The sequence below is a fragment of the Microbacterium sp. NPDC087589 genome (assembly GCF_044743635.1).
GTDB lineage: Bacteria > Actinomycetota > Actinomycetes > Actinomycetales > Microbacteriaceae > Microbacterium.
Map to the genome: position 1 here is coordinate 258,517 of NZ_JBIUWV010000003.1, position 17,569 is coordinate 276,085.

Genomic DNA, 17,569 nt, shown 5'->3' on the forward strand with positions numbered 1-17,569 from the left:
GTGGACGTTGCTGGGCCGCCCAGCGGGCGATGGTCAGCCATCCGGGGTCGGTGGCTGCCGAGGGCGAGCAGGCGATCTGTCTGGGCGGCTGGTGTTTCCCCGGTGGGCGGGAGGTACGGGCGTTTTTGGGCAGCCAGGCGGGGACTGGGCAGCCATCCGGGACAGGGAGGCAGGGACGCACGGCACGAGCGGCACGGGCTGGCGGCAGGACAGAGCGGGCACGGCACAGGCAGGAGGGGACGGGGGCGGGCGGAGGGGGCGTCCGAGGGGCAGGAGCCGGAGGAGGCGGATGCCGCGACTAGGCTGAACGGGTGATCATCGGGACCGGCATCGACCTCGTGGACATCCCGCGGTTCGAGCGCACGATGGAGCGCACGCCGCGGCTGCTGGAGCGACTGTTCGCGCCGGGGGAGCGGGCGCTGCGCCTTCCCTCGCTGGCCGCGAGATATGCCGCGAAGGAAGCCCTGATCAAGACCCTCGGCGGGTCTGACGGGGTGCACTGGATCGAGATCGAGATCGCCTCCGAGGCTTCGGGTCGCCCGCACTTCGTGCTCTCCGGGTCGACCGCCGACGTCGTCGCCGAGCGCGGCATCACCCGACTTCATCTGACCCTCACCCACGACGCAGGACTCGCCGCCGCGTTCGTCGTCGCCGAAGGAGAGCCCCTGTGACCGTTCCGTTCCGCGAGGCCCGCATCGAGCTGGATGCCATCAGCGACAACGTACGCCACTTCCGTCGTCTCACCGGCGTGCAGATCATCGCCGTGGTCAAGGCGAACGCCTACGGACACGGCGCGGCAGCCGTAGCCGTCGCGGCCCTCGCCGGCGGCGCGACCCGCCTGGGGGTCGCCGAGATCACCGAGGCTCTCGAACTGCGGCGTCAGGGCATCACGGCTCCGATCGTCGCGTGGCTGCACGCGCCGGGCGAGCGGTTCGACCAGGCGGCAGCGCACGACATCGAGGTGGGCATCTCGTCGTTCGACCAGCTCGAGGCGGCCGGCGCGGTTGCGTCGGTCGACCGCCCGGTGGGCGTGCACCTGAAGTTCGAGACGGGGCTCTCGCGCAACGGCATCGCACCGGCTGACTGGCGGCGCGTGCTCGCCGAGGCCGCGCGCCTCGAGCGCATCGGACGACTGCGCATCATCGGTCTCTTCAGCCACCTCTCGAACACCTCGCCCCATGACGACCGCGAGGCCCTGGCCAGGTTCGAGGAGGCGGTCGCCGCGGCGGCCTCCTTCGGCATCCACCCCGAGATCCGGCATATCGCGGCGACCGCGGCCGCGATCGACCTGCCTGAGATGCGACTGGACGCGGTGCGCATCGGCATCGGCATCTACGGGCTCTCCCCGTTCGAGGACCGCTCCTCGGCCGAACTCGGACTCCGCCCGGCGATGACTCTCCGCGGTGCGATCGCCGCCGTCCGCCGGGTGCCGGCGGGAGCCGGGGTGTCGTACGGATACGACCACCGCACTTCACGCGACACGACGCTGGTGCTGGTGCCTCTGGGCTACGCCGACGGGGTGCCGCGCCACGCCTCGGGACGCCTGCCGGTGTCGATCGGCGGACGTCGGTACACCAACGTGGGCCGGATCGCCATGGACCAGTTCGTCGTCGACGTCGGCGATGCCCCGGTGTCGATCGGAGACGAGGTCGTGCTTTTCGGTGACCCGACCCTCGGGGTGCCCTCGGCGGCCGAGTGGGCCAACGCCGCCTCGACCATCGACTACGAGATCGTCACGCGCATCGGCCCGCGCGTGCCCCGGAGGTCGGCATGAGCGTCGACCCGGCCTTCCTCGGACGCCTCGAGATCGAGACGTCGGATGCCATGGAGCAACTCGGCTTCCGCATCGGCGAGCACCTCGAAGCCGGAGATCTGCTGATCCTCACCGGGCCCCTCGGCGCCGGCAAGACGACGTTCACGAGAGGGCTCGCGGAGGGTCTCGGAGTGCGCGGGCCCGTGCAGAGCCCGACGTTCGTGATCGCGCGCACCCACCCCTCTCTGGTCGGTCGCGCCCCGCTGGTGCACGTCGACGCCTACCGTCTCGGCTCGGGCGCCGAACTCGACGACCTCGACCTCGACCTCGCGCGATCGGTGGTCGTGATCGAGTGGGGACGCGGAATGGCTGAGGACCTGGCCGAGACCTGGTGGGACATCGAGCTGGAGCGCCCGGTCGGCGGCGACGACGATCTCGACCCCTCCGAGCTCGACGCGGATGCCCCCCGGCATGTGTCGATCACGCGCGGAGGACGCTCAGCGATCACCGGCTGAACGGCGACTACCCTGGAGAGGTGATCCTCGCCGTCGACACCTCCCTGGGCACCGCCGTCGCCCTCATAGACGACGACGGCACGCGTCTGTCCGATGCTTCGGCCGCCGACCCTCTCGGTCATGCGGAGGTCATCGGCGAGCTGCTCGTGCGAGCTCTCGACGAGACCGGAAACGGATCGATCGACCACGTGGTGGCGGGCATGGGACCGGGCCCCTTCACCGGACTCCGCATCGGCATCGCGACCGCCCGCACGTTCGCGATGGGCCGCGGCATCCCGGTCGTCGCGGTGCCGAGCCACTTCGCCGCGGCGCTCACCGCGATCGAGCGAGACACTGTCACCGGCCAGTTCGCCATCGTCACGGATGCCCGCCGGCGAGAGGTCGCGATCACGGTCTTCGAGGGGACGGATGCCGACGGCATCCCGAACATCGTCGCCGACACAGTGCTGGTCGCGCGGGCCGATGCGGATGAGCACCTCGACCGCATCCGCCGCTTCGATGTCGAGACGCTGTCGGCCGTCGACCTCGCCCGTGTGGGCGCCCGGGCGGTGGCCGCACGGCGCACGCTCGCGGGGGCCGAGCCGCTGTATCTGCGGCAGCCCGATGTCACCGTGCCCGGAGCGCCGAAGAAGGTGGGGCGATGACTCTGCGCGCAGCGACGCCCGACGACCTCGACGCCATCATGGCGATAGAGCATCGCTCGTTCCCGACCGACGCGTGGAGCTCCCATGCCATGGCGCTCGAACTCGCAAGTCCGCACGGCCGATATCTGGTCGACGAGCACGACGGCGTCATCGTCGGCTACGGCGGCGTCCGCGCCCTGCAGGGGTCGCGCGACGCCGACATCCAGACCATCGCCCTCGATGCGGAGCACCGGGGCGCCGGTCGCGGGCGCGCGCTGCTGCGGTCGCTCCTCGCTGCCGCAGCCGAACGCGGAGCCCGAGAGGTGTTCCTCGAGGTGCGTGCCGACAATCCCGGTGCTGAGCGGCTCTACCTCTCCGAGGGGTTCGAGGAGATCGGCCGCCGCCCTCGCTACTACCAGCCCGACGACGTCGATGCGATCGTGATGCGCCTCGTGATGCAGCATCCGCGTTCCTCGCATCCTGACGAATCCACGGCGGATGCCGCGAAGGAGGCCACCGCATGACTGAGCCTCTGGTGCTGGGCATCGAGACGAGCTGCGACGAGACGGGCATCGGGATCGTCCGCGGACGCACCCTGCTGTCGAACACGATCGCGTCGAGCATGGACGAGCACGCCCGCTACGGGGGCGTCGTGCCCGAGGTCGCCGCCCGAGCCCATCTCGAAGCCCTGCAGCCGTCGATCGACGCAGCGTTGGCCGAGGCCGGGGTACGGCTCGATGACCTCGACGCCGTCGCCGTGACCAGCGGGCCGGGTCTCGCGGGTGCGCTCATGGTCGGCGTCGGCGCCGCGAAGGGTCTTGCCGTGTCCCTCGACAAGCCGCTCTATGCGGTCAATCACCTCGTGGGCCACATCGCGGCCGACATCCTGACTCCCGACTCCGAGCCTCTCGAGTACCCGACGATCGCGCTGCTCGTGTCGGGAGGGCACACGTCGCTGCTGCACGTGCGAGACCTCACGACCGACGTCGAGATGCTGGGCGAGACCATGGACGACGCCGCGGGGGAGGCGTTCGACAAGGTCGCGCGTCTGCTGTCGCTGCCGTACCCCGGTGGCCCCGAGATCGATCGGGCGGCGCTCGACGGCGACCCGAACGCGATCCGGTTCCCACGCGGACTGTCTCGCGCCTCAGACCTCGCGAAGCACCGCTACGACTTCTCGTTCTCCGGGCTCAAGACGGCGGTCGCACGCTGGGTCGAGCGCTGCGAGGCCGAGGGCGTGCCGGTCCCTGTCGCCGACGTGGCCGCGAGCTTCCGTGAGGCTGTGGTCGACGTGCTCGTGACCAAGGCGCTGGCCGCGTGCGCAGACCTCGGCGTGCCGCGACTGCTGCTGGGCGGCGGGGTCATCGCGAACCGACGTCTCCGCGAGGTCGCTCTCGCCAGGGCCGAGAAGGCGGGCGTGACCGTGCGCATCCCGCCCCTCTCGCTCTGCACAGACAACGGGGCGATGATCGCGGCTCTCGCCGCGGAGCTGATCTCGTCCGGTCGACGCCCGTCGACGCTCGCGTTCGGAGCCGACTCCACGCTTCCGGTCACCGAGATCCAGGTCGACGAGCGCGTCGCGGTGATGTGATGAGCGACGTGCCACGCACGCCCGATCCGGCGGGTGCAGACCCACGGCCGAACGCCGCGCTGCCTCCGACGAGCATCGAGCGCCCGAGCGGCGAGGTCGAGCATCCGGCGGGTTCGGCGCGAATCCCCGGGTCGCGTCGCGAGGGATACACGAAGTTGCCGACGGGGCCGGTCGGAGTCGAACCGGTGGTCGTCACGGGTCCTGTCGCCGATGACATCGGGCGCGGCAGTGAGTGGGCGCCTTCGACCGATGCGTCTGCCGTCGACGACACCCGCCTCGCCCCCTGGGCGCTGATGGCCGCCATCGTCGCCCTGGTCTCCTCGTTCTTCGTCGGATGGGGCATACCGATAGCCATCGTCGCCGTGGTCGCGTCGATCATGTCGCTGCGCCGCCCCGTCGAGAGTCGCGCCATCGCGCGCTGGGCGCTCGTGCTCGGTCTGTGCGCGACGGTCTACAGCCTCGGCTGGCTCGTCTGGGCGGGGATGCAGTTCGAGAGACTCGGATAGCGGATGCTCGACGCGGATGAATCCGTCGAGCTGCGGGCTCTTCAGGCGCGGGCCTACGGTCGTTCCGGTGCGCTGAGTGAGGCGGAGGCCGCGCGGCTGCGCGAGTTGGAGGCGGGCAGCGTGCGCGGGGCGGAGCCACCTCTGCCAGAGGCCGCGGAGCCGCGACACGCACACACCGTCCCCGCCGCGTCCGGCGGCGTCGACGTCGGGGGAGACGAGGTCTCGGTGTCTGGGGCGGCCGGCGCCACCGTGACGCCCCATGTCGACTCCGCGTACGCTGCTCTGCGACAGCACTGGCGGCTCGCGGTCGTGATCACCGTGGTCTTCGCCGTCGCCGGCCTCGTGCTGGGGTGGCTGATCTTCGCCGATCGGGGTCCTGCCCCCATGCAGCTCACTGCGCAGCAGGAGGAGTGGCAGGGCACGATCGTCGCATCCGGCGGCTTCGACGCGGGTTCTGTGCGCGCCATGGCGCAAGAGGAGGACGTCGTGATCTGGTTCGCGACGAAGAACGAGAGCGCGGACGTGTGCCTGGTGCTCGGCTACGAAGATGTGACGGCTCCGGCGTGCACGACGCGGGAGCAGGCGATGGTCCTGGGAGTGAATGTGACGCTCACGAAGCCCGTGGGGCAGAACCAGAATTACGATGTGCAGGCGCAGATGTTCCTCACCGGGGACGGTGAGCCCGCCGTGATCACCCGCAGCTACATCACCTCGCCGCAGTCGACCTCGATGTTCGCGAGCGTCGAGGAGGCGGACGCCGCGACGATGCTGGCCGAGCAGACCGAGCTGGATCGGCGCACGATCCAGGTCGTGGGCTACGACGACCAGGTGCCGATCTGGACAGGCGTGGATTCCTCCACCCAGCGATACTGTCTCGTCTATGACGGGTCCATGCCGGACCCTCCGATGGCATGCGACGACAGCCTGATGCTCGCCGACGCGGATCGGACGCTCGTGCTCGACATCGCACACGACGGTGAGACGACCCGCTACGAGTACCAGTTCGGCTACGGTCAGCAGTACCTCACCGTCACGAGGGGCTGGGAGAGCGACGATGCTGCACGAGAGTGAGTCTGCCGAGCTGCGCGCCCTGCAGGTCAGAGCATATGGGCGCGACGGTGGCCTGACCGAGGACGATGCGGCCAGGCTGCGGGAGCTCGAGTCCATGCGCGTCGAGCCGGCCGTGACGGTCCGCGCCGCCCCTGCGGCGGGCCAGGGCGCCGATGCGGTCGACATGCCGCGTTCGGCTGAGGACTCGCTGCCCCTGCATGTCGAGTCAGTCGTCACCGGCCCACCGGTCGGGCATCTCCCCGAGAGCCCCGCCGGGAGCCCCGACTCTGAGGAAGCCGGTGGGCAGCAGCCCCTCGGGGCCAGGGGGCTTCGTACAGCGCTCCGACGACACTGGAAGGCGGCCATCGCCGCATCCGCAGCGCTTCTCGTGGTCGGCCTCGGCGCTGGATGGGCGCTGTTCGGTCAACCAGGTGATGCCGTGGCGCTGACCTCCGAGCAGCAGCAGCGACGCGCCGAACTGCAGGCGGAGGGCGAGTTCGACCCGGGAAGCCTGCGGGCGATCGGCCAGGACGAGGATGTCCTCCTCTGGTATGCCACCAAGGAAGAGGGCGCGACGATCTGCATCACGCTCGATGCCGCAGGCAAATCGGCGGATCAGTGTCAGCCGGCGTCCGAGATCGAGAACGGGAACGCCATCGGCCTCAGCGCGAACATCACCGCACCCGGGGACGGTACGGAGAGTCCGGAGGATATCTGGGCATCTGCTGCACGGACGATGAACGGCGAGGTCGTCGGGATCATCCAGCGCTGGCGCTCGGACCAGAACTCCTGGCTGTCGCAGTTTCAGGGCGACGAGCGGGAGCGGGCCGAGCAGCTGGTCGATGAGGGCTTCGAGGAGTATTCGTTCTCGGTCGTCGGCTACTTCCGCGACGCCCCCGTCTGGCGCGCGCAGCGATTCGAGAACGATGACATCCAGGACTGTCTGATCATCGACGCCGTCGAGAGCGTCGACTGCCGCGCGCCGGGAGACGAGCAGTTCTCCGGCGACGGCATCGAAACCCGAGGGGTCACCGTCGACGAGACGGGGACCGGCGCTGAGGGATGGAGCGTGCGCCTCGCGTACACGCTCAACGGCACGCCCTACCTCGTCGTCTCCGGCGACAGCACAGCAGACGCCTCGGAGCAGACGATGGGCCCGGGCGAGACCCTCGAGCTCGGCGGCGAGAAGCAGGATCCGATCCAGGTCGACATCCCAGCCGACGACTCCGACGGCTAGCGGCCAGCCCCGCACGCGGCCTGACGCTACTGGGGCGCAGGCACCCGATCGGCCAGGATTGCGCGACGCTGATCGCCCACCCGGGTGAGGATGAGCGTCGCCGACCGATCGCCGCGCAGCGTCAGCTTCTTGCGGAAGGTCGCGGGATCGATGTCCATGCCGCGCTTCTTGATCTCGAGCGAGCCGACATCGTTGGCCTTGAGGACGGCGCTGATGGCCTTGGGATTGGCGGGCATCGTCTCGCGCACCCGGAACGACTGCACGAACGGACTCGTGAGCGCCGTGTCGGAGGTGAGGTAGGCGATTCGCTCATCGAGCATCCCCGCGTCGAGACTGCGCGCGACGTCGCCGATCAGGCGCGCCCGGATCACCGCGCCGTCCGGCTCGTGCAGGAAGTCGCCGAGCTCACGCACGGGCGCATCCTCGGCATCCGCTCCCGCGGTGAGCTCGTGCGAGCGCTCGCCGCGAATCACGAGGGCGGAGCGGCGGATGCCGTCGCGAGCCAGCGCTCTCGTCCACAGCACCAGCTCGACGACGCTGCCCTCTGCGCTCACCCACTGCGCCTCGGCGTCGACGGGGAGCGAGTCCCGGTCGTGCCCGGGACCGAGCTTGATGCCGGTCGAGGTGCGGGAGGCCACATCGAAGGCCCAGTCGAGCGAGGGAGAGTAGTCATCGGACGACACACGCCGCGTCTCGCCATGCCCCGCGGTGCGGCGGGCCGGGTCCATCCAGATGGCCTGGGTCTCGTCGCCGTCGACCGGCACGTGGGCCTCGGCGGTGCCGTGCGTCACGACGGCGCTGTCTCCGAAGGGCGCGAGGTTGTAGGCGGCGATCGCCGCTGTCACCTCGTCGGCATCGACGGCGATCACGTCGAGTCCGGCACCGGCGAAGGCGAGCGAGTCGCCGCCGATGCCGCAGCCGAGGTCGGACACGCGGGTGATGCCGGCCCGACGCAGCCGCTGCGCATGCCGTGCGGCGACGCCCAGTCGAGTGGCCTGCTCGAGCCCGGCGCGGGTGAACAGCATCCGCGATGCGAAGTCGCCGAACTTGCCCTTCGCCTTGGCGCGCAGACGCGCCTGGCCCACTACGGCCGAGACCAGTTCGGGGGAGTGCCCGGCGGCGCGCAGCCGAGAGACGATGCGAGCGACGTCGGCGATCTCATCGACCGGGCCGAGGCGGTCCAGCGCCTTCAAGCCTTCGGGGGTGAGCAGGGCGCGCAGCTCGGAGATCTCCACGCGTCCAGCTTAGGCGGCGGCACGTTCGCTCCATTGGCACTCGCATTGCGTGAGTGCCAGCGGAGCGCCTAGACTGAATTAGCACTCTCGGGTTGAGAGTGCGAAAAGTCTTCCTGTCAGCGTCAAGAAAGAAGAGGTAGACCGTGTCGGTTTCCATCAAGCCGCTCGAGGATCGCATCGTCATCCAGCAGGTCGAGGCAGAGCAGACCACCGCGAGTGGCCTGGTCATCCCCGACACCGCCAAGGAGAAGCCCCAGGAGGGCGAGGTCGTGGCCGTGGGCCCCGGCCGCATCGATGACAACGGCAACCGCGTTCCGCTCGACGTCGCCGTGGGCGACCGTGTGCTCTACAGCAAGTACGGCGGCACCGAGGTGAAGTTCGGCGCAGACGAGTACCTCGTCCTGTCGGCTCGCGACGTGCTCGCAGTCGTCGTCCGCTGAGACAACGTCTTCGGAAGGCCCGGATGCATCACGCATCCGGGCCTTCCTGCGTCCCGGCACCGTGTCCATGTGGCCGGGAAAGGCCGGGGATATGCGCCACCGCGGCATCGATTCCTGCCAATGTCCGGTCGACGACCGCTGCGGGAGCGATACCGCTCGACGACGGGCATAGTGTTGTGCGGTGACCCCGACGAACGCCGCATCCCGAGCCGCTCAGACTGCGGGAGTCGCGTACGCAGGGGGTGCGTACCTGCTCTGGGGCGTGCTGCCCCTCTACTTCTTGCTGCTCGTGCCGACGGGGCCGTGGGAGGTCGTCGCGTGGCGGGTGCTGCTGTCGCTCGTCTTCTGTCTGCTGCTTCTCACCGTGACGCGCGGCTGGGCCGCGTTCGGTGCGATCGTCCGACAGCCGAGGCTGCTGGCATGGACCGCTCTCGCCGGTGTCCTGATCTACGTCAACTGGCAGGTGTTCCTCATCGGCACCCTCTCGGGGCATGTCGTCGAGACCAGCCTCGGGTACTTCATCAACCCGATCACCACGGTGCTGCTCGGCGTGTTCGTGCTCAAGGAGCGCATCCGCCGGCTGCAGTGGGCCGCGATCGGCATCGCCGCGGTCGCTGTGATCGTGATCGTGCTCTTCTACGGCTCGTTCCCGTGGATCGCTCTTTCGCTGACGGCCTCGTTCGGCGTCTACGGACTCATCAAGAAGAAGATCGGCCCCGCGGTCGATGCGATCAGCGGTCTCACTCTCGAGTCGTTCTGGCTGATCCCGATCGCCGTCGTGCAGCTGATCCTCGTCGCCGCCACGCCTGAAGGAATCACGATGGGCGCCTACGGCGTCTGGCATGCGGTGCTTCTCGCCTTCGCGGGAGTGGCGACGGCGGTGCCGCTGCTGCTGTTCGCCGCCGGCACCCGACGCATCAACCTGACCATCATCGGGATGATCCAGTTCGTCACGCCCGTCATGCAGTTCATCATCGGCGCGGTGGTGCTCGGCGAGCCGATGCCGCTCGAGCGCTGGTTCGGTTTCGTGATCGTCTGGATCGCGATAGCCGTTTTCGTCGTCGACCTGCTGCTCGCGGCCAAGCGTCAGCGACGGATGCCGTTATCCATCCGAGACCGGACTGTTTCACACCGTTAACGCATCGCAACAATCGCGAAGCATCCGCACGATTACCTTTGTGAGAACGGCAGAGCGCTCTGAGCTCCGTCGTCTGAACATAAGGAGCAACATGAGCATTCTCATTGGCTCGCGTGCGCGCAAGCGATTCGGCACTGTCGCCGTCATCGGTGCCGCCGCACTCATCCTCGCCGGATGTTCCGGGGACACAGGTTCGACGGAATCCTCGGCGCCCGATCCGGCGGAACGAGAGGATCTCACACTCAGCATCGGCACCGTGCTCCCGCAGACCGGCGCGCTCAGCTACCTCGGCCCGCCCGAGGAAGCCGGCGTCGGACTCGCGACCGCGGAGGTCAACGAGGCTGCCAAGGGCATCACCGTCGAGGTCGAGTACGGCGATTCGGGTGACCCCGACAACAAGGCGTACGAGACCACGGTCCCGCGTCTCCTCGGTTCCGACGTGCAGGCGCTCATCGGTGCCGCGTCGTCGGGTGTGACCAAGCTCTTCCTCGACCAGGCTGTCGGCGCCGGTGTCATCACCTTCTCGCCGGCGAACACCTCGCCGGACTTCACGACGTGGGACGACGACGGACTCTACTGGCGCACCGCCCCGAGCGATCTTCTCCAGGGCGAGGTGCTCGGCAACCTGATCGCTGAAGACGGCGCCGCCTCTCTCGGCATCATCTACCTCAACGACGCCTACGGCACCGGCCTCGAGGCCGTCGTGAACGAGACGTTCACCGCCAGCGGTGGCGAGGTCGTCGCCAGCGAGTCGTACAACGCCGGAGACACGAACTTCAGCGCACAGGTCTCGTCGATCCTGGCGCAGAACCCTGATTCGATCGCCGTGATCGGCTTCGAGGAGACCTCCACGATCGTTCCGTCGTTCGTCAACAGCGGTTTCGACGGCTCGAACTTCTACTTCGTCGACGGCAACATCTCGCAGTGGGGAACCGACATGTCGGTGCCGATCGAGGGATCGAAGGGCACACAGCCCGGGCCGGTGCTCGCCGACGACTTCCAGGACCGGCTGAAGGCGCAGTGGCTGGAGCAGGGCGACGGTGCAGAACTCGTCGACTTCAACTACGCCGCCGAGTCGTACGACGCTGTCGTGCTGCTCTCGCTCGCCTCACTGGCCGCGAACTCGAGCGACCCGGCCGAGATCGCAGGGAAGCTGCAGGAGGTCTCGGGCGGTTCGGGTGACGGCGAGAAGTGCGACACGTTCGCCGCATGCGCCGACATCATCCTCGACGGTGGCACGGCAGACTACGACGGTTACTCCGGCGGAGTCGCATTCGATGACGCCGGCGACCCGACCGAAGCCACCATCGGTGTCTTCCAGTACGGGGCCGACAACATGCACACGCGTATCGACTGACACGCGTGCGCAGAGAGGGCCCCGGGCGATTCCGCCCGGGGCCCTCTCTGTGCCGGGAGCAGTGGCCTGCGTGACGCACGCGGGCCCCGCAGGGCGCACTAGGACAAGCGGCCGGGGGAGACCAGCGGCCGGGGTGCAGAGAGACGCCACGGCGTGACACAGAGGACGCCCCGGGATCCTCACGGGTCCCGGGGCGTCTGACTGCCTTCAGAGGTTGCTCAGTCGTCCTGGCCGAGAGTGCCGAGGTAGAGACCGATGACCTTGGGGTCGTTCAGCAGTTCGCGTCCTGTTCCCGTGTGGGCGTCGTGGCCCTGATCGAGCACGTAGCCGCGGTCACAGATCTGCAGGCAGCGTCGAGCGTTCTGTTCGACCATGATCGTCGTGACACCGGCCTTGTTGATGTCAGAGACGCGAATGAAGGCGTCGTCCTGACGCACCGGGGAGAGACCTGCAGACGGCTCATCCAGCAGCAGCACCGCCGGATCCATCATGAGCGCCCGCCCCATCGCCACCATCTGCCGCTCACCACCGGAGAGCGAGCCTGCTCGCTGCTTCAGGCGCTGGCCGAGCTCGGCGAAGATGCCGGTGACGAACTCCAGCCGCTCGGAGAACACCTTGGGGTTCTGGTACAGCCCCATCTGGAGGTTCTCCTCGATCGTGAGCGAAGGGAACACGTTGTTCGTCTGCGGCACGAACCCCACGCCTCGGGAGACCAGCTTGTCGGACTTCAGCCCGACGATGCTCTCGCCGTTCACGGTGATGTCGCCCTCGCGTACTTCCACCATTCCGAAGATGGCCTTCAGCAGCGTCGACTTCCCGGCGCCGTTCGGGCCGATGATCCCGATCAGCTCGCCCTTGTGGGCGATCAGGTTCGCCTTGTTGATGATGTTGATGCCGGGCAGATAGCCGGCGGTGAGGTTCGAGACCTCGACGACGACCCGGTCGGTGCGTGCGGCTTCCGTCGAGTCGGCGGCCCTGGATGCGGTGCTCACTTGCTCTCCTCTTCTGCCTCGAGCTCGGCCTCGGACTCGTCGGCGATCTCGGCGCGCATACGCGCCGCCTCCTCGCTGACGACCGCGATGCGTCCGGTGACCTCACCGAGGTCGACGTCCTGATGAGCGCCCAGGTAGGCGTCGATCACCGCTTTGTCCTGCATGACATTTTCCGGCGGTCCTTCCGCGACCACGCGTCCCTCTGCCATGACGATCACCCAGTCGGCGATGTGGCGGACCATGTGCATGTCGTGCTCGACGAAGAGAACCGTCATGCCCAGGCCCTTGAGGTCGAGGATGTGGTCGAGCAGGGACTGGGTCAACGCCGGGTTGACCCCCGCCATGGGCTCGTCGAGCATCACCAGAGTCGGGTCGTTCATGAGCGCTCTGGCCATCTCGAGGAGCTTGCGCTGACCGCCTGACAGCGACGCGGCGTAATCCTCCGCCTTCGCATCCAGCTTGAACCGCGCCAGGAGGCCCTTGGCCTTCTCCTCGATCTCGCCCTCCTGCTGACGCCAGAAGAAGGGGAACATGCTCTGCAGGAAACGCTCGCCCTTCTGATGGGGCGCCCCCAGCTTCATGTTCTCGAGCACCGTGAGCAGTGACAGCGACTTCGTGAGCTGGAACGTGCGCACCTGACCCATACGAGCGACCTTGAACGACGGCACGCCACTCAGATCGGTCCCATCGAACGACCAGGTGCCCGAGTTCGGTTTGTCGAAACCGCAGAGCAGGTTGAAGAGCGTGGTCTTGCCGGCGCCGTTGGGGCCGATCAGAGCCGTGATGGCCCCGCGCGGAATCTCCACGTGGTCGATATCGACGGCCGTCAGGCCGCCGAACCTCCGCGTCACGCCGTCGGCGACCAGGATCGGGTCGACCTTCGGCACCCCGGGGGCGGCAGGACCAGTGGCGAGCCCTCCCGTCTTCGGGCGACGGACGCTGCCGGTCTCGGGCGTCGCATCGGCTGGCGAGTTATTTGACAAAGGTCAGCTCCCTCTTGTTGCCCAGGATGCCCTGGGGACGGAAGATCACGAGAAGCATCAGCGCGAGTCCGACGAGGACGTAGCGCAGCGTGCCCGCCTGGATCGACGAGATCGGCAGGATCCCTTCGGCCGCGAGTGCCGGAAGCACGCCGTCGAGGAACGCCATGATGACCCAGAAGATGACCGAGCCGAGCGCCGGACCGAACACGGTCGCGGCTCCGCCGAGCAGCAGGATCGTCCAGATGAAGAAGGTGAGGCTCGTCGTGTAGGTCGCAGGGACCACGGCACTCGGCAGCGCGAACACGAGTCCGCCGAGCGATCCGAAGATGCCGCCGATCACGAGCGCCTGCATCTTGTAGCTGAAGACGTTCTTGCCGAGCGAGCGCACGGCGTCCTCGTCTTCACGGATGCCCTTCAGCACGCGGCCCCAGGGGCTGCGCATGAGCGCCCACACCATCAGCACGGCGATGGCCAGCAGCCCGAGTCCGAACACCCGCACCCACAGGGCATCGGCGGTGTACGTCCACGGACCGAAGCCATAAGTGCCCTCCGGGAACGGGTTGGCCGCTCGGAAGCCTGCGTGATATCCGCCCAGACCGTCAGCGGAGTTCGTGAACTCGTCGAAGGCCGTGGTCGTGAACAGCAGACGCACGATCTCGGCCGCCGCGATGGTCACGATGGCGAGATAGTCCGCCCGCAGACGCAGCGTGGGTATGCCGAGGATCACCGCGAAGATCGAGGCCCCGATCATGCCGACGATGATGCCCATCCACCAGGGGAGGCCGAACGACAGGATCGAGATGGCGTAGCTGTATGCGCCGATGGCCATGAAGCCGGCCATGCCGAAGTTGAGAAGACCCGAGTACCCGAAGTGCACGGCCAGGCCGGTGGCAGCGAGCGCGTAGGCGATCGTTGTCGGGCTGAACAACCAGCCCGCGGTGTTGTTGAGGATTCCGCCCCAGTCCATTCCTGCCCCTAACCGATTCTCTCGCGACGACCGAGGATGCCCTGCGGTCTGACCAGCAGGATGAGGATGAGCACGACGAGTGCTCCGACGTACTTGAGGTCAGAGGGCAACCACAGAGTGGAGACCTCGACCAGGATGCCGACGATGAGCGCTCCGATGAGTGCGCCGAACGCGGTGCCGAGTCCGCCCAGAGTCACTGCGGCGAACATCAGCAGAAGGATGTGCACGCCCATGTCCCACTTGACGCCGGGGCGGAAGTAGCCCCACAGCACGCCGGCCAGTCCAGCCAGAGATGCGGACAGGATCCACACGGTGCGGATGACTCGGTCGACGTTGATTCCCGATGCCGCAGCGAGGCCCGGGTTGTCGGAGATCGCCCTGGTGGCCTTGCCGACTCGAGTGCGGAGCAGCCAGAAGGCGACAGCGATGATGACGACGATGCTGATTCCCATCGACATCATGTCGACGGTGGACAGCTTGATCGGTCCGAGGATCTGGATCTTCGCAGAATCCGATCCTGGCAGCTGCGTCGTCGATCCTCCGAGGAAGAACTGGAACAGGTACCGGAGGAACAGCGACAGTCCGATGCTGACGATCATCAGCGGCACCATGCCGATCCCTCGGTGACGAAGGGGGCGCCACAATCCCGCGTCCAATCCCCAGCCGAGGGCGGCTCCGAGGAGCAACACGATCGGGATCGTGAGCCACATGGGTAGACCGACGAACGTGCCGAAGATGACCGCGACGATGGCGCCGAAGGTGACCATCTCGGCGTGAGCGAAGTTGGTGAGGCCCGTGGTGCCGAAGATCAGGGAGACTCCGATCGCCGCCAGCGCGAGCAGCAGCCCGAAGTTCAGGCCGTTGATGATGCGCTCCACCAGCTGATCCACGAAGGAGGTCGTCTGTCGCTCGCCCTCACCGAGGAACAGGTTGAGGATCTTCGATCCGGTGAGACCGAACTCGGCGTCGAACGAGGCAGTGGTGCCCTGGATCGGCTGCGTCCCCTCGGGGAGCAGCGAGGCATCGACGATGACTCCGTCCGGAAGGGTGCTCTCGTCCACGGTCAGCGTGTACTCGTCCTTCTCGGGCACGTACAGACGCCAGGCGCCCTCGGCGTTGGTGACGGTCTCAGCCTCGAAGCCGCCGCCTTCGACGGAGATCGTCACGTCGGGAACGGCGACGTCGTCGAACTTGATCACTCCGGCGAAGTAGAAGTCCGTCTCCTCCTGGTCCGCGCCGGGCGTATCGGGTACTGCCGCACTTGCCGCTCCGGGTGCGCCGAAGAGCACCATGGTCGCCGCGAGGAGAAAGCCGAGTAGGGCGATCACCACGGGAGCTGCTCGCCTCATTGTCGAGGTCATTGGACTCACAGAGCCTCCTGTTTCGGTGCGCAGGCCAAGGCTGTGTGGTTCATCAACCTTGATGTACGACGGTATGAGCGTAATGTGTCGGTTCTGTTTCAACCAGACCACGATCTGCTCACGGTGCAGTCGTTCCTACCACGAAGACGCGCAGCCACGTGCACGCCGCACAGAAATCGTTCGGAGATGCGGGGGCGCCGGATGGATCGAGAGAACAGTGAGCACGGGAATTTCCTCAGCCTCCCGGCGCTTAGAATTGGTACACCCTCGCCCCCAGATCGCGCCCGCAGGAGGACAATCCATGGACCAGCACGACCCCTTCGGCTTCGTCGGACTCACGTACGACGATGTGCTGCTCCTCCCGGGGCACACCGACGTCATCCCCAGCGAGGCCGACACCTCGTCGCGGATCACTCGCCGGATCTCGGTCGCGACACCGCTGCTGTCCAGCGCGATGGACACCGTCACCGAGTCTCGGATGGCCATCGCGATGGCACGAGAGGGCGGCATCGGCATCCTGCATCGCAATCTCTCGATCGCCGATCAGGCCGCGCACGTCGACCGCGTCAAGCGCAGCGAATCGGGCATGATCACCGACCCGATCACGACGTCGCCCGATGCGACCGTCGAAGAGGTCGACGCGCTCTGCGCCAAGTACCGCATCTCCGGCCTTCCGGTCGTCGACGCCGACGGACGCCTCGTGGGTATCATCACGAATCGCGACATGCGCTTCGTGTCGGGCTTCGAGCGCCAGACCACCTTCGTGAAGGACGTCATGACGTCCGAGGGACTCGTCACCGCACCGGTGGGCGTGGCCGCGGGCGAGGTCATCGCCCTCTTCGCACATCACCGTGTCGAGAAGCTGCCGCTCATCGATGAGGACGGCAAGCTCGCTGGCCTCATCACCATCAAGGACTTCGACAAGAGCGAGAAGTACCCGCTGGCCACGAAGGACGACCAGGGTCGCCTGCGCGTCGGTGCCGCCATCGGCTTCTTCGGAGACGCCTGGGAGCGCGCGGAGGCGCTGCGCGATGCCGGCGTCGATGTGCTCGTGGTCGACACGGCCAACGGCCAGTCCCAGGGTGTGATCGATCTCGTCAAGCGGCTCAAGGCCGACGAGAGCTTCGCGCACATCGACGTGATCGGCGGCAACGTCGCGACTCGCGAGGGCGCCCAGGCGCTCGTCGACGCGGGCGTCGACGCCGTCAAGGTGGGCGTGGGGCCCGGCTCGATCTGCACCACTCGCGTCGTCGCCGGTGTCGGCGTGCCGCAGGTCACCGCGGTGTACGAGGCATCGCTTGCGGCACGCCCCGCCGGTGTGCCCGTGATCGCCGACGGTGGGCTGCAGTACTCGGGCGACATCGCCAAGGCCCTCGTCGCCGGTGCCGACGCCGTGATGCTCGGCTCGCTGCTCGCCGGCACGGACGAGTCGCCGGGCGAGATCGTGTTCCAGTCGGGCAAGCAGTTCAAGCAGTATCGCGGCATGGGCTCGCTCGGAGCCATGCAGACCCGCGGCAAGCAGACCTCGTACTCGAAGGACCGCTACTTCCAGGCCGATGTACCGAGCGACGACAAGCTGATCCCCGAGGGCATCGAGGGTCAGGTGCCGTATCGCGGTCCGGTCGGTGCCGTCGCCTACCAGCTCGTCGGCGGACTGCGTCAGTCGATGTTCTATGTCGGCGCCCGCACGATCGAGGAGCTCAAGCAGCGCGGCAAGTTCGTGCGCATCACTCCGGCCGGGCTCAAGGAGTCGCACCCGCACGACGTGCAGATCGTCGTCGAGGCGCCGAACTACAAGCGCTGAGACAGTGATCGACAGAG

18 protein-coding genes are annotated in these 17,569 nt (G+C 67.8%); 13 read left to right on the forward strand and 5 right to left on the reverse strand.

Annotation, left to right across the window (positions count from 1 at the left end):
• Window positions 1–311: 311 nt before the first annotated feature.
• The 9 genes from ACIOU8_RS09440 to ACIOU8_RS09480 are packed head-to-tail and all read left to right on the forward strand — an operon-like array spanning window position 312 to window position 7,275.
• Window positions 312–671: a holo-ACP synthase gene (locus tag ACIOU8_RS09440; RefSeq protein ID WP_042539168.1), complete on the forward strand. Its 360-nt coding sequence runs from the start codon at window positions 312–314 to the stop codon at window positions 669–671.
• Window positions 668–1,774 carry an alanine racemase gene (gene alr, locus ACIOU8_RS09445; RefSeq protein ID WP_400788460.1) on the forward strand — a complete coding sequence of 369 codons (1,107 nt, stop codon included), beginning with the start codon at window positions 668–670 and terminating at the stop codon, window positions 1,772–1,774. Before ACIOU8_RS09440 ends, alr begins: the two co-directional genes overlap by 4 nt.
• On the forward strand, window positions 1,771–2,268 hold the full coding sequence (gene tsaE, locus ACIOU8_RS09450; protein ID WP_400788462.1) for a tRNA (adenosine(37)-N6)-threonylcarbamoyltransferase complex ATPase subunit type 1 TsaE: 498 nt from the start codon (window positions 1,771–1,773) through the stop codon (window positions 2,266–2,268). The genes alr and tsaE overlap by 4 nt, the downstream gene beginning before the upstream one ends.
• A gap of 20 nt (window positions 2,269–2,288) precedes the next feature.
• Window positions 2,289–2,912 carry a tRNA (adenosine(37)-N6)-threonylcarbamoyltransferase complex dimerization subunit type 1 TsaB gene (gene tsaB / locus ACIOU8_RS09455; RefSeq protein ID WP_400788463.1) on the forward strand — a complete coding sequence of 208 codons (624 nt, stop codon included), beginning with the start codon at window positions 2,289–2,291 and terminating at the stop codon, window positions 2,910–2,912.
• Entirely contained in the window at window positions 2,909–3,415 is a 507-nt protein-coding gene (rimI, locus tag ACIOU8_RS09460; RefSeq protein ID WP_400788465.1) for a ribosomal protein S18-alanine N-acetyltransferase, read from the forward strand. The genes tsaB and rimI overlap by 4 nt, the downstream gene beginning before the upstream one ends.
• The gene (tsaD, locus tag ACIOU8_RS09465; protein WP_400788467.1) at window positions 3,412–4,482 is read left to right on the forward strand and encodes a tRNA (adenosine(37)-N6)-threonylcarbamoyltransferase complex transferase subunit TsaD; all 1,071 of its coding nucleotides are present in this window, start codon (window positions 3,412–3,414) and stop codon (window positions 4,480–4,482) included. The genes rimI and tsaD overlap by 4 nt, the downstream gene beginning before the upstream one ends.
• Window positions 4,482–4,988, forward strand: coding sequence for a hypothetical protein (locus tag ACIOU8_RS09470; protein ID WP_400788469.1), 507 nt, complete (start codon window positions 4,482–4,484; stop codon window positions 4,986–4,988). The genes tsaD and ACIOU8_RS09470 overlap by 1 nt, the downstream gene beginning before the upstream one ends.
• 3 nt (window positions 4,989–4,991) lie before the next feature.
• Window positions 4,992–6,059 carry a hypothetical protein gene (locus ACIOU8_RS09475; RefSeq protein WP_400788471.1) on the forward strand — a complete coding sequence of 356 codons (1,068 nt, stop codon included), beginning with the start codon at window positions 4,992–4,994 and terminating at the stop codon, window positions 6,057–6,059.
• The gene (locus tag ACIOU8_RS09480) at window positions 6,043–7,275 is read left to right on the forward strand and encodes a hypothetical protein (RefSeq protein ID WP_400788473.1); all 1,233 of its coding nucleotides are present in this window, start codon (window positions 6,043–6,045) and stop codon (window positions 7,273–7,275) included. The genes ACIOU8_RS09475 and ACIOU8_RS09480 overlap by 17 nt, the downstream gene beginning before the upstream one ends.
• Window positions 7,276–7,301: 26 nt before the next feature.
• Here the strand turns inward: ACIOU8_RS09480 and ACIOU8_RS09485 are convergent, their stop codons facing one another.
• Window positions 7,302–8,510 carry an SAM-dependent methyltransferase gene (locus tag ACIOU8_RS09485; RefSeq protein ID WP_400788475.1) on the reverse strand — a complete coding sequence of 403 codons (1,209 nt, stop codon included), beginning with the start codon at window positions 8,508–8,510 and terminating at the stop codon, window positions 7,302–7,304.
• A gap of 143 nt (window positions 8,511–8,653) precedes the next feature.
• Between ACIOU8_RS09485 and groES the strand changes: the two genes are divergently transcribed.
• The 3 genes from groES to ACIOU8_RS09500 all read left to right on the forward strand — a co-directional run bounded on the left by groES (window position 8,654) and on the right by ACIOU8_RS09500 (window position 11,445).
• Window positions 8,654–8,950: a co-chaperone GroES gene (groES, locus tag ACIOU8_RS09490; protein ID WP_067242196.1), complete on the forward strand. Its 297-nt coding sequence runs from the start codon at window positions 8,654–8,656 to the stop codon at window positions 8,948–8,950.
• A 181-nt stretch (window positions 8,951–9,131) separates the two neighbouring features.
• Window positions 9,132–10,088 (forward strand): EamA family transporter RarD, encoded by a 957-nt coding sequence (gene rarD, locus ACIOU8_RS09495; protein WP_400788477.1) that lies wholly within the window; start codon window positions 9,132–9,134, stop codon window positions 10,086–10,088.
• Window positions 10,089–10,179: 91 nt separating this feature from the next.
• Window positions 10,180–11,445 (forward strand): ABC transporter substrate-binding protein, encoded by a 1,266-nt coding sequence (locus tag ACIOU8_RS09500; RefSeq protein WP_400788479.1) that lies wholly within the window; start codon window positions 10,180–10,182, stop codon window positions 11,443–11,445.
• 218 nt (window positions 11,446–11,663) lie between these two features.
• Here the strand turns inward: ACIOU8_RS09500 and ACIOU8_RS09505 are convergent, their stop codons facing one another.
• From ACIOU8_RS09505 to ACIOU8_RS09520, 4 genes are read right to left on the reverse strand one after another with little or no spacing between them, the layout of a single operon-like run.
• On the reverse strand, window positions 11,664–12,437 hold the full coding sequence (locus ACIOU8_RS09505) for an ABC transporter ATP-binding protein (protein ID WP_400788481.1): 774 nt from the start codon (window positions 12,435–12,437) through the stop codon (window positions 11,664–11,666).
• Window positions 12,434–13,420 (reverse strand): ABC transporter ATP-binding protein, encoded by a 987-nt coding sequence (locus ACIOU8_RS09510; RefSeq protein ID WP_400788483.1) that lies wholly within the window; start codon window positions 13,418–13,420, stop codon window positions 12,434–12,436. The genes ACIOU8_RS09505 and ACIOU8_RS09510 overlap by 4 nt, the downstream gene beginning before the upstream one ends.
• Window positions 13,410–14,387, reverse strand: coding sequence for a branched-chain amino acid ABC transporter permease (locus tag ACIOU8_RS09515; RefSeq protein ID WP_400788485.1), 978 nt, complete (start codon window positions 14,385–14,387; stop codon window positions 13,410–13,412). Before ACIOU8_RS09515 ends, ACIOU8_RS09510 begins: the two co-directional genes overlap by 11 nt.
• An 8-nt stretch (window positions 14,388–14,395) precedes the next feature.
• Window positions 14,396–15,748: a branched-chain amino acid ABC transporter permease gene (locus tag ACIOU8_RS09520; protein ID WP_400788488.1), complete on the reverse strand. Its 1,353-nt coding sequence runs from the start codon at window positions 15,746–15,748 to the stop codon at window positions 14,396–14,398.
• A gap of 301 nt (window positions 15,749–16,049) precedes the next feature.
• On the opposite strand from ACIOU8_RS09520, the gene guaB reads away from it, so the two are divergent.
• A complete protein-coding gene (guaB, locus tag ACIOU8_RS09525; protein WP_400788490.1) occupies window positions 16,050–17,552 on the forward strand; it encodes an IMP dehydrogenase in 1,503 nt (500 codons plus the stop codon).
• Window positions 17,553–17,569 lie beyond the last annotated feature (17 nt).

What these genes read in the sequence shown, in the direction of transcription:
- ACIOU8_RS09520 (WP_400788488.1), bottom strand. Translation starts at nt 15,748, where the DNA reads ATGACCTCGACAATGAGGCGAGCAGCTCCCGTGGTGATCGCCCTACTC.
- guaB (WP_400788490.1), top strand. Translation starts at nt 16,050, where the DNA reads ATGGACCAGCACGACCCCTTCGGCTTCGTCGGACTCACGTACGACGAT.
- ACIOU8_RS09480 (WP_400788473.1), top strand. Translation starts at nt 6,043, where the DNA reads ATGCTGCACGAGAGTGAGTCTGCCGAGCTGCGCGCCCTGCAGGTCAGA.
- ACIOU8_RS09515 (WP_400788485.1), bottom strand. Translation starts at nt 14,387, where the DNA reads ATGGACTGGGGCGGAATCCTCAACAACACCGCGGGCTGGTTGTTCAGC.
- tsaE (WP_400788462.1), top strand. Translation starts at nt 1,771, where the DNA reads ATGAGCGTCGACCCGGCCTTCCTCGGACGCCTCGAGATCGAGACGTCG.
- ACIOU8_RS09500 (WP_400788479.1), top strand. Translation starts at nt 10,180, where the DNA reads ATGAGCATTCTCATTGGCTCGCGTGCGCGCAAGCGATTCGGCACTGTC.
- ACIOU8_RS09475 (WP_400788471.1), top strand. Translation starts at nt 4,992, where the DNA reads ATGCTCGACGCGGATGAATCCGTCGAGCTGCGGGCTCTTCAGGCGCGG.
- ACIOU8_RS09470 (WP_400788469.1), top strand. Translation starts at nt 4,482, where the DNA reads ATGAGCGACGTGCCACGCACGCCCGATCCGGCGGGTGCAGACCCACGG.
- tsaD (WP_400788467.1), top strand. Translation starts at nt 3,412, where the DNA reads ATGACTGAGCCTCTGGTGCTGGGCATCGAGACGAGCTGCGACGAGACG.
- rimI (WP_400788465.1), top strand. Translation starts at nt 2,909, where the DNA reads ATGACTCTGCGCGCAGCGACGCCCGACGACCTCGACGCCATCATGGCG.